Source organism: Streptomyces sp. NK15101, assembly GCF_020400725.1.
Classification (GTDB): Bacteria; Actinomycetota; Actinomycetes; order Streptomycetales; family Streptomycetaceae; genus Streptomyces.
The window spans coordinates 1-15,727 of record NZ_JAINVG010000055.1 but is presented as its reverse complement, the minus strand read 5'-3'; the positions used below and the strand labels follow the sequence as shown (position 1 = coordinate 15,727).

General features: G+C 70.6%; 14 protein-coding genes, 1 tRNA gene and 1 riboswitch. Of the genes, 4 read left to right on the top strand and 11 right to left on the bottom strand.

Annotated features, from left to right (window positions below; translation table 11 throughout):
- Positions 1-4 precede the first annotated feature (4 nt).
- Positions 5-877: an alpha/beta fold hydrolase gene (locus tag K7G60_RS25815; protein WP_225803338.1), complete on the bottom strand. Its 873-nt coding sequence runs from the start codon at positions 875-877 to the stop codon at positions 5-7.
- Positions 878-980: 103 nt separating this feature from the next.
- Between K7G60_RS25815 and K7G60_RS25810 the strand changes: the two genes are divergently transcribed.
- Complete coding sequence (locus K7G60_RS25810; protein ID WP_225803337.1) at positions 981-1,541, top strand: TetR/AcrR family transcriptional regulator; 561 nt, start codon at positions 981-983, stop codon at positions 1,539-1,541.
- A gap of 64 nt (positions 1,542-1,605) precedes the next feature.
- Here K7G60_RS25810 and K7G60_RS25805 read toward each other — a convergent pair whose 3' ends face one another.
- Positions 1,606-2,511 carry a Bax inhibitor-1/YccA family protein gene (locus K7G60_RS25805; RefSeq protein ID WP_225803336.1) on the bottom strand — a complete coding sequence of 302 codons (906 nt, stop codon included), beginning with the start codon at positions 2,509-2,511 and terminating at the stop codon, positions 1,606-1,608.
- Between the two features lie 180 nt (positions 2,512-2,691).
- Here K7G60_RS25805 and K7G60_RS25800 point away from each other — a divergent pair, with 180 nt between their 5' ends.
- Positions 2,692-3,303, top strand: a complete 612-nt coding sequence (locus K7G60_RS25800) for a hypothetical protein (protein ID WP_225803335.1) — start codon at positions 2,692-2,694, stop codon at positions 3,301-3,303.
- Between the two features lie 11 nt (positions 3,304-3,314).
- On the opposite strand, the gene K7G60_RS25795 is transcribed toward K7G60_RS25800, so the two are convergent.
- Positions 3,315-3,399, bottom strand: a tRNA-Leu gene (locus tag K7G60_RS25795).
- A 379-nt stretch (positions 3,400-3,778) separates the two neighbouring features.
- On the opposite strand from K7G60_RS25795, the gene K7G60_RS25790 reads away from it, so the two are divergent.
- Both K7G60_RS25790 and K7G60_RS25785 read left to right on the top strand, forming a co-directional pair.
- Positions 3,779-4,549 (top strand): ABC transporter ATP-binding protein, encoded by a 771-nt coding sequence (locus K7G60_RS25790; protein WP_225803334.1) that lies wholly within the window; start codon positions 3,779-3,781, stop codon positions 4,547-4,549.
- Positions 4,550-4,605: 56 nt separating this feature from the next.
- On the top strand, positions 4,606-7,137 hold the full coding sequence (locus tag K7G60_RS25785; protein ID WP_225803333.1) for an ABC transporter permease: 2,532 nt from the start codon (positions 4,606-4,608) through the stop codon (positions 7,135-7,137).
- A 56-nt stretch (positions 7,138-7,193) separates the two neighbouring features.
- Here K7G60_RS25785 and K7G60_RS25780 read toward each other — a convergent pair whose 3' ends face one another.
- The 8 genes from K7G60_RS25780 to K7G60_RS39245 all read right to left on the bottom strand — a co-directional run.
- Positions 7,194-8,486: a cyclopropane-fatty-acyl-phospholipid synthase family protein gene (locus tag K7G60_RS25780; RefSeq protein ID WP_225803332.1), complete on the bottom strand. Its 1,293-nt coding sequence runs from the start codon at positions 8,484-8,486 to the stop codon at positions 7,194-7,196.
- A gap of 182 nt (positions 8,487-8,668) precedes the next feature.
- A complete protein-coding gene (locus K7G60_RS25775; protein ID WP_225803331.1) occupies positions 8,669-10,054 on the bottom strand; it encodes an NAD(P)/FAD-dependent oxidoreductase in 1,386 nt (461 codons plus the stop codon).
- Positions 10,055-10,424: 370 nt separating this feature from the next.
- Positions 10,425-11,339, bottom strand: a complete 915-nt coding sequence (locus K7G60_RS25770) for a Ppx/GppA phosphatase family protein (protein ID WP_225803330.1) — start codon at positions 11,337-11,339, stop codon at positions 10,425-10,427.
- Positions 11,336-11,875 carry a DUF501 domain-containing protein gene (locus tag K7G60_RS25765; RefSeq protein ID WP_225803329.1) on the bottom strand — a complete coding sequence of 180 codons (540 nt, stop codon included), beginning with the start codon at positions 11,873-11,875 and terminating at the stop codon, positions 11,336-11,338. The genes K7G60_RS25770 and K7G60_RS25765 overlap by 4 nt, the downstream gene beginning before the upstream one ends.
- A 32-nt stretch (positions 11,876-11,907) precedes the next feature.
- Positions 11,908-12,378, bottom strand: coding sequence for a septum formation initiator family protein (locus K7G60_RS25760; RefSeq protein ID WP_225803328.1), 471 nt, complete (start codon positions 12,376-12,378; stop codon positions 11,908-11,910).
- 132 nt (positions 12,379-12,510) lie between these two features.
- Positions 12,511-13,797, bottom strand: coding sequence for a phosphopyruvate hydratase (eno, locus tag K7G60_RS25755; RefSeq protein WP_225803327.1), 1,287 nt, complete (start codon positions 13,795-13,797; stop codon positions 12,511-12,513).
- A gap of 318 nt (positions 13,798-14,115) precedes the next feature.
- Entirely contained in the window at positions 14,116-14,823 is a 708-nt protein-coding gene (locus tag K7G60_RS25750; RefSeq protein WP_225803326.1) for a transglycosylase family protein, read from the bottom strand.
- A gap of 3 nt (positions 14,824-14,826) precedes the next feature.
- A riboswitch (cyclic di-AMP (ydaO/yuaA leader) is annotated at positions 14,827-15,000 on the bottom strand.
- Between the two features lie 258 nt (positions 15,001-15,258).
- Positions 15,259-15,727, bottom strand: a 469-nt coding sequence (locus K7G60_RS39245) for a LysM peptidoglycan-binding domain-containing protein (RefSeq protein WP_308082208.1), incomplete at its 5' end; no start/stop codon positions are given.

Here is a 15,727-nt window from a genome sequence, read left to right as displayed (position 1 = left end):
CGCGTCACTTCACGTGCCGGCCGAGGAAGTCGCGGACGAGCGCGGCGATCTCCTCGCCGTGCGTCTCCAGGGCGAAGTGTCCGGCGTCCAGGAGGTGGATCTCGGCGTCGGGCAGGTCCCGGGCGAAGGCCTCGGCCCCGGCCGGCCCGAAGATCTCGTCGCCGCGCCCCCAGGCCGCGAGCAGCGGCGGCCGGTGGGTGCGGAAGTACTCCTGGAAGGCCGGGTAGCCGTCCAGGTTGAACTGGTAGTCCCAGAAGAGCTGGAGCTGGATCTCCTTGTTGCCGGGCCGGTCGAGGCCGGCCTGGTCCAGGGTCCAGGTCTCGGGGGAGATCCGGTCGAGCCGGTCGGCGGGCACCCCGTGGGTGTACTGCCAGCGGGTGGCCCCGGCGGTCAGCAGCTCCCGTACGCCGGCCTCGTGCGCCGCCCGGTCCCGGGCGTGGGCGAAGAGCACGTCCCAGAAGGGCGTGAAGCCCTCCGTGTAGGCGTTGCCGCTCTGGCTGACGATCGCGGTGACGCGCTCGGGGTGCCGGGAGGCGATCCGCAGGCCGATCGGCGCGCCGTAGTCCTGGATGTAGAGCGCGAACCTCTCCAGGCCGAGCTGGTCGAGGAGCCCGAGGGTGATCTCGGTGAGCTTCTCGAAGCTGTACTCGAAGTCCTCGACGGCCGGCGCGGCGGAGGCGCCGAAGCCGATGTGGTCCGGGGCGATCAGGTGGTACTCGTCGGCGAGCTCGGCGATGAGCCCCCGGTACATGTGCGAGCTGGACGGGAAGCCGTGCAGCAGGACCAGGGTGGGGTTGGCCGGGTCGCCGGCCTCCCGGTAGAAGACGTCGAGTCCGTCGACGGTGGCGGTGCGGGCGCGCAGGGCGAATGCGGACATGGCTGACTCCCCGTTTCCGGTCTCCGATCGGGAGAACGGTCGTTCTCCCGATGCCCTGTAGACTACGAGAACGATGGTTCTCCACGCAAGGGGTGATCGCGCGATGGACGCGGAAACGGCCGGACTGAAGCTGCTCGACACCGCGGAGCGGCTCTTCGACGAGCGGGGGGTGCAGGCCGTCGGCATGGACGCCATCCGCGCCGCCTCCGGGGTCTCGCTGAAGCGGCTCTACCAGGTCTTCCCGTCCAAGGACCTGCTGGTCGAGGCCGTGCTGCGGCGCCGCGACGAGGCCGTGCGGACCGCCCTCGCCGACCATGGCGCACGGACCGCGGAGGGGCCGTACGAGCGGGCGCTCGCCGTCTTCGACTGGCTGGCCGGCTGGTTCGCGGAGCCCGGGTTCCGCGGCTGCGCGTTCATCAACACCTTCGGGGAGCTCGGCGGGGTCACCCCGGCGGTCGCCACGATCGCCCGTGACCACAAGGAGGCCCTGCGGGCGTACTTCGCCGAGCAGACGGACGCCCTCGGCGCCCCGCCCGCCCTCGCCGACCAGTTGGCCCTGCTCGCCAACGGCGCCATGGCCGTCGCGGGCATCACCGGCTCCCCCGAGCCGGCCGCCCAGGCGAAGGCGGCGGCCCGCGTCCTCCTCGACGCGGCCCGCCCCTGAGAACGCGGAAGGGCCCGCCCGGCACGAAGCCGGACGGGCCCTTCCCCCCGAGTCGGGGGGTGCGTCAGTCGTCGCCCTGCAGGATCGACAGCAGACGCAGCATCTCCAGGTAGATCCACACCAGGGTCATGGTGAGACCGAAGGCGGCCAGCCAGGCCTCCTCGCGCGGCGCGCCGTAGGTCACGCCGTCCTCGACCTGCTTGAAGTCGAGGGCGAGGAAGCAGGCGCCCAGGATGATGCCGATGATGCCGAAGACGATGCCGAGGCCGCCGCTGCGGAAGCCGAGGCCGTCGCCCGCACCGTCGAAGACGGAGACGAGGGCGTTGACCATCATCAGCAGGACGAAGCCGATGGCGGCCGCGATCACGAAGCCGTAGAAGCGGCGGGTGACGCGGATCCAGCCCATCTTGTAGGCGATGAGCACACCGGCGAAGACCGACATCGTGCCCAGGACCGCCTGGACGACGACACCCGGGGAGATGTACGTCGAGACGGCGGCGGAGATCACGCCGAGGAAGACGCCCTCGAAGGCGGCGTAGCCCAGGATCAGCGCGGGCGTCGGCTTGCGCTTGAACGACTGGACCATCGCCAGCACGAAGGCCACCAGGGCGGCGCCGATGGCGATGCCGTACGACTTGCCGAGGTTCGCCGGGTCGACCGGCAGCAGCAGCCAGGACAGGACGGCGGTGAGCACGACCGTGCCGAGCGTCATGGCCGTACGGCTCACGACGTCGTCGATCGTCATCACGTTGCCGCGGGCCTGCTGCGGGGCTCCGAGCTGGGTGTCCTGCGGGGCGTACGGGTTGGTCGCGTACGGGTTCGCCGCGCCCTGGGCGTACGGGTTGCCCGTGGCGTACGGGTTGGTTCCCACGGCGGGGCCCCCGGCCTGCGGCTGCTGCGCGTTGAAGCCTGCGTGGCCCGCGTCGCGGCTGAACCCCCGTCGCGAGAAGACCGGGTTGCTGCTCCTCATCTCACTCCTCCATGGCAGACCGCGCGGCGCGGTCTTGCGTCAAGAGTAATGCGTAGGCAAAAGAAACTCTCTAGTGCTCGGGGAGGATCTTTTCCCGTAAGTTTTCGATCTTCGTCGGTGCCGGAGGGTCCGGCTCCGCCAGGCTCGCCCCGTCAGTCACCCCACAGGCAGGGAGAGTCCATGACCGCCACGCCGAACGAGACCTGGGACCTGCGCGGCGGCACCGCGTGGGTGTTCACCGCCCGCGGCCTCCTCGGCCGTCCCGTCCTCCTGGCCGGCGACCCCGGGACCGGGGCCGACGACCTCGCCGCGGCCGCGGACCACCCCTCGTATTCGCTCCTCGCGGCCCTGAGGGACCGCGGCCACGACCTGATCCTCCTCGGCCTCGACGCCGACGCGTCGATGACCCGCGCCGGCGGGACCGTCGAGTCGGCGATCCGGCGGACGGCCGCGGAGCGGGTGGGCGCCGGGCGGCTGACCGTGGGCGGCACCGCCGGGGGCGCCCTCGCCGCCCGCTACGCGCTGGCGAGCATGGAGTACCGGTCGCTGGACCACGAGACCCGGGTCTTCTTCTCGCACGACGGCGAGGCGCCCGGCCTGGAGGACGAGGCCGAGCTGTCCCGCACGGGGAGGACGCCGCGGTCGGCCCGCACCCTCCGCCTGCTCGACGAGGGCGTCACCGACGGCCTGGCCGACGACGACTTCGACGAGTCGGCCCCTCCGGGGACGGGCGCGTCCGGCCCGCTCCTCTCCGAGGAGTACGGCTCCTGGCTGCTGGACCGGCTGCCGTAGTAGCGCAACCGTGGTGCCCGGAACCGGACTCGAACCGGTACGGCCCGAAGGCCAGCGAGGTTTAAGCTCGCCGTGTCTGCGTTCCACCATCCGGGCGTCGCCGCGAAGCTCCGCGTTGGCACATGAGCCTATCGGGACGGTTTCCCCCGATCAGCGGAACGACGGTCCGATGTTGTCTTATTTTATTGACGTCTGAGGGTGCGTCAGTGCAGGTGAGGGCCCTTTCGCCGAACTGTGACGGGGATCGCAGGCGCAAAGCCGCACCCCCTGGAATGACGAAAAGTCGTCGCACTTCTGTCACGTCGGCGCGAGGGCGCCACTCAGGGCCGCCGTCATACCTCAGGAGGACGGATCGGCCCCCCGGTCAGACTCGAGGCTGCCCCCGGAACGGGCATGTGGACGGACGACCGGCACCCTGACGCTCGACACGATGGAGGGGTTCCCGAATCGCAGCCGCAGTGACAGGAGTCCTCCCGTGACCACCACCCCCACCGTGTCCCGCGCCACCGCGGTGGCCGCCCGCGCCACGGATCTCACCAAGGTCTACGGACACGGCGAGACCCAGGTGGTCGCGCTCGACCGGGTCAGCGTGGACTTCCGGCAGGGCGAGTTCACGGCGATCATGGGCCCCTCCGGCTCCGGCAAGTCGACGCTCATGCACTGCGTCGCCGGCCTGGACTCCTTCTCCTCCGGCTCGGTGCGGATCGGCGAGACGGAGCTCTCCACCCTGAAGGACAAGCAGCTCACCCAGCTGCGCCGGGACAAGATCGGCTTCATCTTCCAGGCCTTCAACCTGCTGCCGACGCTGACGGCCCTGGAGAACATCACGCTGCCGATGGACATCGCGGGCCGCAAGGCCGACAAGCAGTGGGTCCAGCAGGTCATCGACATGCTCGGCCTCTCCGGCCGCCTCAAGCACCGCCCCACCGAGCTCTCCGGCGGCCAGCAGCAGCGCGTGGCCGTGGCCCGCGCCCTCGCCTCCCGCCCCGAGATCATCTTCGGCGACGAGCCCACCGGAAACCTGGACTCCCGCTCGGGCGCCGAGGTCCTCGGCTTCCTGCGCAACTCGGTACGGGAGCTGGGCCAGACCGTCGTCATGGTCACCCACGACGCGGTGGCCGCCTCCTACGCGGACCGCGTGATCTTCCTCGCGGACGGCCGGATCGTCGACGAGATGCCGCGCCCGACGGCGGACGGCGTCCTCGACCGCATGAAGGCCTTCGACGCCAAGGGCCGTACGAGCTGACGCACCGGCGTCGCCCCCGTACCCGCCCACTCCTCCCAGGACTCCAGGACCCTCCCATGTTCCGTACCGCCCTGCGCAACGTCCTCGCGCACAAGGCGCGGCTGCTCATGACCGTCCTCGCCGTGATGCTCGGCGTGGCCTTCGTCTCCGGCACCCTCGTCTTCACCGACACCCTCTCCCAGGCCTTCCGCAACCAGTCGGCGAAGAGCTACGACGACGTGGCCGTCGCCGTCAGCCTGCGGCCGAACCCGGAGGAGGCCGTCAAGAACCCCGGCCTCTCCCAGCGGACCGTCGACGAGGTCGCGAAGCTCGACGGCGTCACCGCCGTCGCGCCGCGCGTCGACGGCTTCGCCGGCGTGCCGGACGAGAAGGGCAAGCTGATCGGCGTCGGCTGGTCCAACAAGGGCACCAACTTCGCCCCCGGCAAGGACGGCAAGGACCCGGCCCTCGCCTTCACCACCGGACACGGCCCGACCGCGGCCGACCAGGTCGCCCTCGACAAGGACACCGCCGACAAGGGCGGCTACGAGGTCGGCGACCGGGTCCGGGTCGCCACCAACGGCCCGGTGAAGGAGTTCACCCTCTCCGGTGTCTTCACCACCGAGGACGGCGCCGTCAACGCCGGCGGCAGCCTCGTCGTCTTCGACGCCCCGGTCGCCCAGAAGCTCTACCTCAAGCCCGGCTACTACTCCGACCTGAACGTGACGGCGGCCCCCGGCGCCGACGCCGAGAAGCTCCGCGACGAGGTCCTGAAGGTCATCCCGAAGGCCGCGACCGCCCAGACCGGCCAGGGCCTGGCCGACGAGCAGGCCCGCCAGATCGAGTCCGGCCTCGGCGCCCTGAACCAGACGCTGCTCGGCTTCGCCGGCATCGCTCTCTTCGTCGGCGTCTTCCTGATCTCCAACACCTTCACCATGCTGGTCGCCCAGCGCACCAAGGAACTCGCCCTGATGCGGGCGGTCGGCGCCTCGCGCCGGCAGATCACCCGCTCCGTCCTGATCGAGGCCGGGATCGTCGGCGTCCTCGCCTCCGCCGTCGGATACCTCCTCGGCATCGGGCTCGCCGTGGCCCTGCGCTCCGGCATGGCCGCCTTCGACATGAAGGTCCCGGACGGCTCCCTGGTCCTCGGCGTCACCCCGGTGGCGGCCGCCTTCGGCGTCGGCGTCGTCATCACCATGCTGGCCGCCTGGCTGCCCGGCCGCCGGGCCGCGAAGATCCCGCCGGTCGCCGCGATGAACAGCGTCCACGCGACCCCGAACACCAAGTCGCTCGTCGTGCGGAACGCGATCGGCGCGGCGATCACCGCGATCGGCGCCGTCCTCATCGTGCTCGGCGCGAACACCGGCGGCGACGAGGGCCGCATGACCATCGCGGGCGGCGCCTTCGCCACCCTCATCGGCATCATCGTCCTCATCCCGTTCCTGTCCCGGCCCGTGATCGCCCTGATCCGCCCCTTCTTCGTGAAGGCCTTCGGGATCTCCGGCAAGCTCGCCGGCCTCAACGCGGTCCGCAACCCGCGCCGCACCGGCGCCACCGCCTCCGCGCTCGCCATCGGCCTCACCCTGGTCACCGGCCTCACGGTGATCGGCGTCAGCGCCGGCCAGGCCCTGGACAAGATGACCGTCGACCAGATCAGGGCCGACTACATGGTCACCATGGCCAGCGGCAACAGCCTGTCGCAGGAGGCCCTGAGGGCCCTGGAGAAGGCCCCGGGCGTCACCGCGGTCTCCCCGCAGCAGGCGGGCGCCTTCGACCTCAAGGGGAAGTACGTCTCCGCCTCCGGCGTCACCCCCGGCGACATCGAGAAGGTCCTCAAGGTCGAGGTCGTGAACGGCTCGCTGGCGTCCCTCGGCGAGGGGAGGATCGCCGTCGCGGACAAGACCGCCACCAGCCGCGGCCTGAAGGTCGGCTCCAGCGTCCCGGTCGAGTACCTGGACAAGAAGAAGGGCACGCTGACCGTCGGCGCGATCTACCAGGACAGCGAGTTCCTCTCCCCCGTCCTCGTGGACGCGAAGATCCTCGACGCGCACGACCCGCAGCCGTACATCCCGCAGATCTTCGTCTCCACCGACGGCGGCCCGAGCGACGCGAACGAGCAGGCGCTGGCCAAGGCCATGGGTGACAACCCGGCCATCACCGTCCTCGACAAGAAGGACATCCGCGACACCTTCGGCGGGCAGATCAACCTGCTGCTGAACATCATGTACGGCCTGCTCGCGATGGCCCTGATCATCGCCGTCCTCGGCGTCGTCAACACCCTCGCGATGTCCGTCTTCGAGCGTCAGCAGGAGATCGGCATGATCCGGGCGATCGGTCTCGACCGGCGCCGGGTGAAGCGGATGGTCCGTCTGGAGGCCGTGGTCATCTCGGTGTTCGGCGCGGTCGTCGGCATCGGCCTCGGCACCTTCCTCGCCTGGGCCCTCGGCAAGACCTTCGAGAGCAGCCTGCCGGGCTACGGCCTGGTCGTGCCCTGGGACCGCGTCGGGGTCTTCCTGGTCCTGGCCGCCCTGGTCGGCGTCCTCGCCTCCCTGTGGCCGGCCCGCAGCGCGGCGAAGCTGAACATGCTCTCCGCGATCAAGGCCGAGTAGCCGGACCCGTACGGAGAAGAGGGCCGGACCCCGCGCGGGGTCCGGCCCTCACCCGTTCACTCCTGCCAGACGCGCGGCCGCAGCGCCGTGCCGCTCGCGCCCGACGCCGGGGTCTTCACGGCGAGGAACTGGTTCACGCCGATCCGGTTGCGCTCGAAGGAGACCGCCGAGGCCGCCATGTAGAGCCGCCAGATGCGGGCCCGGCCGGGCGAGGTGAGCCGGACCGCCCGGTCCCAGTCCGCCTCCAGGTTGGCCACCCAGCGGCGCAGCGTCAGCGCGTAGTGCTCGCGGATCGCCTCCACGTCCCGGACCTCGAAGCCGGCGTCCTCCAGGGTCGTCAGGGTGCTGCCCATGGGGGAGAGTTCGCCGTCGGGGAAGACGTACGCGTCGATGAAGGCGTCGATCTCGTAGGCCTCCTCTTCGGGCTCGGGGCGCCGGGAGATCTGGTGGTTCAGGAGCCGTCCGCCGGGCTTGAGGAGGCCGTACAGGGTGTCGGCGTACTCCCGGTACCTCACGGCGCCGACGTGCTCGGCCATGCCGATCGAGGAGATCGCGTCGTACGGGCCGTCGGTGACGTCCCGGTAGTCCTGGACGCGGATCTCGATCAGGTCGGCGAGGCCCTCCTCGGCGATCCGCTTGCGGGCGTAGGCGGCCTGTTCGCGGGAGAGGGTGACGCCGACGACCCTGGCGCCGTACTCGCGGGCGGCGTGGAGGGCCATGGAGCCCCAGCCGCAGCCCACGTCGAGGAGCCGGTCGCCCTCCTTGAGGTTCAGCTTGCGGGCGATGAGGTCCAGCTTGTCGCGCTGGGCTTCCTCCAGGGTGCCCTTCTCGGTCCAGTAGGCGCACGAGTAGACCATCGAGGGGCCGAGGACCAGCTCGTAGAAGTCGTTGCCCACGTCGTAGTGGTGACTGATCGCCTGCTTGTCGCGGCGCTTGCTGTGCCTGTTGCCGCTGCGGCCGCGCATCTCCTCCGCCGGGGGCTTCGGCGGCGGGAAGGGGCCGGCGATCCTCAGCAGGGCGCGGGCGGCGGCGCGCAGCCTGGGGTCGCGTGCGGCGTCCAGCAGGCTCCTGGTCTCCCCGCTCCGGTCCCACAGGAGGCCCGAGAGGCGGTCCAGGAGGTCGTAGAGGTCTCCCTCGACGTCGATCTCGCCGGCCACCCAGGCGCGGGCGAGGCCCAGTTCGCCGGGCTTCCAGATCAGTCTCCGCAGGGCCCGGCGGTCGCGGACGATCAGGACGGGGCCGCCCGCGGGCCCGGCCTCGCTGCCGTCCCAGGCTCGCAGGCGGACCGGGAGCGGTCCGCCGAGGAGTTCCTCGGCGAGGGTCGTCAGCCGCGACGCGGCGTCGGCCATGGTGCACACCTCCGTGATCTTCGTGCCCCAGAAATGTTCGTCACCAAGGGAACACCGTCCGTAGGCGTCGCAGTCCCGACGCGGCGCAACGAGTCGGCAAAACACGCGAAGGGCCGTCCGCACCACGGATGGCGGACGGCCCTTTTACGGCCTTGCGTGTTACTGCTGTTACTGCTGGGGTCTTACGAGGCCTTGGCCTTCTCCTGCACCGGGGCGGCCGGCGCCGGGGCGGGCTTGGCCGCCTCGTAGAACTCCTCGCGCGGCGTCTCCATGGCGCCGAGCGACACGACCTCGCGCTTGAGGAACATGCCGAGGGTCCAGTCGGCGAAGACGCGGATCTTGCGGTTGAAGGTCGGCATCGCCATGCCGTGGTAGCCACGGTGCATGTACCAGGCGAGACGGCCCTTGAGCTTGATCTTCATCTTGCCCATGACGATCATGGCGACGCCCTTGTGCAGACCGAGTCCGGCCACCGCGCCCTTGTTGGCGTGGCTGTACTCCTTCTGCGGGAAGCCGCGCATGCCGGCCACCACGTTGTCGCCGAGGACCTTGGCCTGGCGCAGGGCGTGCTGGGCGTTCGGCGGGCACCAGGCGCGCTCGCGCGGGACGCCGGCCTTGATCGCGGCCATGTCCGGGACCTGGGCGTTGTCGCCCGCGGCCCAGACGTAGTCCATGCCGTTGACCTGGAGCTTCTCGTTGCAGTCCACGTGGCCGCGGGGGCCGAGCGGCAGACCGAAGCGGGCGAGCGCCGGGTTCGGCTTCACGCCGGCGGTCCAGACGATCGTGCTGGAGTCGACCTCGAGGCCGTTCTTCAGCACGACGTGGCCGTCGACGCAGGAGTCCATGGAGGTCTCGAGGTAGATCTCGATCCCGCGGGACTCCAGGTGCTCCTTGCCGTACTGGCCGAGCTTGGGGCCGACCTCGGGAAGGATCTTGTCGGCCGCGTCGACCAGGATGAAGCGCATGTCCTCGCGCGACACGTTCTGGTAGTACTTCGCGGCGTCGCGGGCCATGTCCTCGACCTCGCCGATCGTCTCGGCGCCGGCGAAGCCACCGCCGACGAAGACGAAGGTCAGGGCCTTGCGGCGGACCTCCTCGTCGGTGGTCGAGTCGGCCTTGTCGAGCTGCTCGAGGACGTGGTTGCGCAGGCCGATGGCCTCCTCGATGCCCTTCATGCCGATGCCCTGCTCGGCGAGGCCGGGGATCGGGAAGGTGCGGGAGACCGCGCCCATCGAGATGACCAGGTAGTCGAACGGCAGCTCGTACGCCTCGCCGACGAGCGGCGCGATCGTGGCGACCTTGCGGTCCTGGTCGATGGTGGTGACCCGGCCGGTGAGCACCTCGGCTCCGCGGACGACGCGTCGCAGCGGGACGACGACGTGACGCGGGGAGATGCTGCCGGCGGCGGCTTCGGGGAGGAAGGGCTGGTAGGTCATGTACGACCGCGGGTCGACGACCGTGACGGTCGCCTCCGCGTAGCGCATCTTCTTGAGGATGCGCCGAGCTGCGTACAGGCCTACGTACCCGCCGCCTACTACGAGGATCCTGGGACGCTCCGTGGTGCTCATGAGATCGAGTATCCACCCCTCCTCAGGGGGGTGCTCGTGCGCCCCTTCACAAGGTTCCGGGACACCTCTGCTACACTCCGCCGCCCACGTGATCCACGTCATGGTCCTGCAAAGGAACCGGGGTGCACTGGCGAACGTTGTTCACCCCTCGTGAACTGGCCTGGAGAGCCCCCGTTAACGCTGAACCGGAGCCTGGGTTCACACGATGGAAACATCGAGCGAATCGACCTCCACACCTGCGAAAGGGCCCCGGGACCCCCCTCGGAGGGCCTAATGACCTTCCATGGGGGCCATCGAGGCCCTTTTCCTTGTGAAGAACTTCACGAACCTTTTCCGACGGGGTGTCGCCGGAGGGCTCGATAGCCGTCCGCTATGCCACGGATAGGGCGATCCCATCGAGAATGTCGTGCTCGCTGACGACCACCTCGCGGGCCCCGACGCGCTCCACGATCTCCCGCAGGACGACCGCTCCGGCGATGATCACGTCGACCCGGCCGGGGTGGATGACGGGGATCGCGGCCCGCTCGTCGTGGGTGGAGGCGAGGAGCCGCTCGGTCACCTCGGCGACCTGGGCGGCGGAGATCCGGGAGTGGTGGACCTTCTCGGAGTCGTACTCGGGCAGCCCGAGGGCGATCGCGGCGACCGTGGTGACGGAGCCGGCGAGCCCGACGAGGGTCTCCGCCGCGTCGATCGGCACGGTCTCGGCGGCCAGGTCGAGCGCGGTACGGACGTCGGCGCGGATCGCGGCGACCTCCTCGGCGGTCGGCGGGTCGTGCCGGACGTGCCGCTCGGTGAGCCGGACGCAGCCGATGTCGACGGAGCGGGCGGCCTCGACGTGCTTGTTGCCGACCACGAACTCCGTCGAGCCGCCGCCGATGTCCACGACCAGGCGGCGGTCGTCCCCGTGCAGTTCGCCGGTGGCGCCGGTGAAGGAGAACTCGGCCTCCTGGTCGCCGGTGATGACCTCGGGCTCGACGCCCAGGATCTCCACGACCCCGTTCACGAAGTCCGCGCGGTTCTCGGCGTCGCGGGAGGCGGAGGTGGCGACGAAGCGGAGCCGCTCGGCGCCCAGTTCCCTGATGACCCCGGCGTACTCGCGGCAGGCCGCGAAGGTCCGCTCCAGGGCCTCGGGGGCGAGCCGGCCGGTCTTGTCGACGCCCTGGCCGAGCCGGACGATCGTCATCCGCCGGTCCAGCTCGATCAGCTCGCCCGTGTCCGGGTGGACGTCGGCGACGAGGAGGCGGATGGAGTTCGTACCGCAGTCGATTCCGGCGACCCGGGTCACTTCCCCTCGCCCTCCTTCTCCGCGCACGGGCTCACGCACGGGCCCTTCGCCCACCACTCCGGCAGCATCGCGAGCGCCTCGTCGCCGAACGGGTTCACGCCCGGGCCGGCGGCCAGCGAGTGGCCGACGAGGACGTGCAGGCACTTGACCCGGTCCGGCATGCCGCCGGCGCTCGGGAAGCCCTCCAGGACCTCGATGGCGTCGCGGCGGGCGATGTAGTCCTCGTGCGCGGCCCGGTAGGCGGCGGCGAGCTCCGGGTCGGTGGCGAGCCGGGCCTGCATCTCCTTCATGACCCCGTTGGCCTCCAGGGTGCCGATGGCCGAGGCCGCCCGGGGGCAGGTCAGGTAGTACGTGGTGGGGAACGGCGTGCCGTCGGGGAGCCGGGGCGCGGTCTCGACGACGTCCGGGTTGCCGCACGGGCAGCGGTGCGCGATGGCGCGCAGGCCGCGGGGCGGGCGGCCGAGCTGGAGCTCGAAGGCGGCGATGTCCTGCTCGGTGGGCTCGGTGCGTTCGGTCTGCGGAGGGGGCGTTTCCATGTCTGCCTTGCTCGTGTGTCGCGGAGGAGTGGTCAGGGACGGTCGGCGTGGTCGACGCCGTCCCAGAGGTTGTCGTACCAGGGGCGTTCGGCCGCGCCCTGGTCGGCGCGGGGCCGTCGCTCCGCGTCGGGGTCGTCCACGGTGAAGCCGGTCTCGCCGGGCATCACGTAGTGCAGGCGCTCGCGGGCGAGGCGGCGGACGTAGGCCGGGTCCTGGAGGCGGGCCTTCTCGTCCTTCAGCTCCTCGACCCGCCGGGCGGCCTCGGCGGCCTTGCGCTGCTGCTCGGCGATCTCGCCCTGCTGGGAGACGTAGCTCCGCATCGGGTAGGCGAGCGCCACGACGAGGGAGCAGACCACGAGGGCGAGGAAGGCCGCGCGGCCGGTGAGCCGGGAGCGGCGGGCCTGGCGACGGGTCTGGGAGCGGTAGACACGGGCGGCGGTCTGCTCGCCGAGCAGTCTGATCCGGGTCGCGGTCGAGAACCGGTCCCGGTCCTTCGCGGCCATGTCGTGTCGCCTCCCCTGTTCACGCGTGCGTCCCCGCACACGGTACGGGACCGAGTACGGGGACGCTTCGCTTCGCTACGCCTTTGCTTCCTGTTCAGTTCTTCGGACGCAAAGCGGGGAGGAGCGTGGGTGTCAGCCCTTGAAGCGCGGGAAGGCGCTGCGGCCGGCGTAGACCGCGGCGTCGTCGAGGATCTCCTCGATGCGCAGCAGCTGGTTGTACTTGGCGACGCGGTCCGAGCGGGCCGGGGCGCCGGTCTTGATCTGACCGCAGTTCACGGCGACGGCGAGGTCGGCGATGGTGACGTCCTCGGTCTCGCCGGAGCGGTGGGACATCATGCACTTGAAGCCGTTGCGCTGGGCGAGCTCGACGGCGTCGAGGGTCTCGGTCAGCGAGCCGATCTGGTTGACCTTGACCAGGAGGGCGTTCGCGGCGCCCTCCTCGATGCCGCGGGCCAGGCGCTCCGGGTTGGTGACGAAGAGGTCGTCGCCGACGATCTGGACCTTGGCGCCCAGCTTGTCGGTGATGATCTTCCAGCCGTCCCAGTCGTCCTCGAACAGCGGGTCCTCGATGGAGACCAGCGGGTACGCGGAGACGAGCTCCTCGTAGTACTCGGTCATCTCGGCGGCCGAGCGGGACTTGCCCTCGAACTCGTAGGAGCCGTCCTTGTAGAACTCGGAGGCGGCGACGTCGAGCGCGAGCGCGACATCGGTGCCCGGGGTGTAGCCGGCCTCCTTGATGGCCTCGACGATGAGGTCGAGGGCGGCGCGGTTCGACTCCAGGTTCGGGGCGAAGCCGCCCTCGTCGCCGAGGCCGGTGGAGAGGCCCTTGCGCTTCAGGACGTTCTTGAGGGTGTGGTAGATCTCCGCACCCCAGCGGAGGGCCTCGGAGAAGGACTCCGCGCCGATCGGGGCGATCATGAACTCCTGGATGTCCACGTTGGAGTCCGCGTGCGAACCGCCGTTGAGGATGTTCATCATCGGAACGGGCAGCAGGTGCGCGTTCGGGCCGCCCAGGTAGCGGAAGAGCGGGAGGTCGGACGCCTCGGAGGCGGCGTGCGCGACGGCGAGGGAGACGCCGAGGATGGCGTTGGCGCCGAGCGAGCCCTTGTTCTCGGTGGCGTCCAGGTCGAACATGGCCTGGTCGATCAGGCGCTGCTCGGTGGCGTCGTAGCCGACGAGCTCCGGGCCGATCTGCTCGATGACGGCGAGGACGGCCTTCTCGACACCCTTGCCGAGGTAGCGGTTCGGGTCACCGTCGCGGAGCTCGATGGCCTCGAAGGCACCGGTGGAGGCGCCGGACGGAACGGCAGCACGGCCGGTGCTGCCGTCGTCGAGGCCGACCTCGACCTCGACCGTGGGGTTGCCTCGGGAGTCCAGGATTTCCCGGGCTACGACGACGTCGATGGACGGCACGAGCATCTCCTTCTGGGATGTGACGCTGGATGTGACGCAAGGTCGGTGCAGGGTCGCTTGGCCTTGCGACAAGAGCCTAACCGGCCCGGGGGCTCCGGCCAGCCGGGCGCCCGCACGCTGGGACGAAAAAGGACCCAAGGGCACGCATCCCGGGACGAAGGGTCCCAGATTTACTGGACAGTAACCGCAGGGGCCCCGGCGCCCCCGTAAACGGGGGAACCCCGGTCCGGCGCGCACGGGGGAAGGGCACGCCGGACCGGGGTGGTCACCGCGGGAGGGTCGTCGGGGCCGCGTGAGCCGCCGGACTCACGCGGGCCGCCGGGCTCACTTCAGGTGGAGCTGCTGACCCGGGTAGATGAGGTCGGCGTTCTCGACGACGTCCTTGTTCAGCTCGAAGAGCTTGGCCCAGCCGCCCTTGACGCCCTGCGCCTGGGCGATCTTGCTGAGGGTGTCGCCGGTGACGACCTTGTACTCGCCGTCGCCCTTCTTGACCTTCTTGCCGGTCGGGGTGGTGACGGTCTTCGGGGCCTCGCGCTGCTCGCTGCGGCTGGCCGGCTGCTCGGTGCTGCGCTCCGGCTGCTTCGGGGCGGCCTGCTGCGGGGCGGCCTGCTGGGGCTCGCTCTGCTGCGGGGTGCTCTCGGCGGCGCCGCCGTCGTAGGAGGCACCGGAGAGGCCGACGCCGCAGCTCGGCCACGCACCCTTGCCCTGGCCCGCGAGGACCTTCTCGGCGACGGCGATCTGCTGGGCCTTCGACGCCAGGTCGGCGCGCGGGGCGTAGGCGGTGCCGCCGAACGCGGCCCAGGTGGAGTTGGTGAACTGCAGGCCGCCGTAGAAGCCGTTGCCGGTGTTGATGGCCCAGTTGCCGCCGGACTCGCACTGGGCGACGGCGTCCCACTCGGAGGCGGTGGCGGCCGAGGCGGTGCCCGCGGTCAGCAGCGGGGCGGCGACGGCGACACCGGTGACGCCGACGAGCGTGGCGACCTGGGCGGCCTTGGAGCGACGGCGGTGTTTGCCCTTGGCGGAAAACAGCATGGGAATTCTCCTCACCGACGCCTGTGAGGTGAGCTGTCGGGTTCGGGCCGGAAAGTTGCCCGGCCACGTGTCCTTGCACGCGGCTTCACCCCAAGCCGGTCGTCGGCCGTCTGTCTCAACGGCCGGGACCGGCACTTACCTTGGGTCCCCCACTCCTGCCTTCGGCGCTTGCGCGACGACTGTTCCCATCGGCCGACGGCAGGATTCGGCGTTTCGGTCGACGGGGCCCGCGGTGGCGAGCGATGAAGACCGTAGACACAGACCCACCGGAAGTTCAAAGAGGCTCATTGCGGAAAAATCGCCCCTGCTTGCCCTCCGGTGGGCGGTGTTTGCGCAGGTGAGAGGTGACGGGAGCAAAGTTTGCGGATGCGACACGCCAGTTGGGGCGAAGAGACTCATGTCTCACTTGCCCAGAACCGGACATAAGCCCGCGAACTAGCCTGCCGCCGTCGTCGAACCCACCGTCAGGTCAAGGCTCTGACCAGGCAGGATGAGATCCGGATCGGTGCCCACCGTCTGCCGGTTGGCGTCGTAGAGGGCGGTCCAGCCTCCGGGGAGTTCGTTCTCCCGCGCAATGCCGGACAGACTGTCACCCGGTCGCACGGTGTACTCGCCCGGAGTGTCCCGACTGTCCGTTGCGCCCGAATCCTTCACCTCGCCAGTCGCGGGTCGGTTCTCGGTCTTTCCTTCCGCCTTGTCAGCACTCGACGCGTGTCGCCCCGATTCGACCGAGCTGCCCGACTTGCCGGATTCCTCCGGCGCGGCCTCGCCCCGGTGCTTGCCGGTGCCGGGCGCGGCCGACGGCGCGTCACCCTTGGGCGTGCCGGGCGAATCCGGCGTACCGGGCGTAACGGACGCGTCGGGAGTGCCCGGGGCCGTCGGCGTGGCGGGCGCGGCCGGGGCG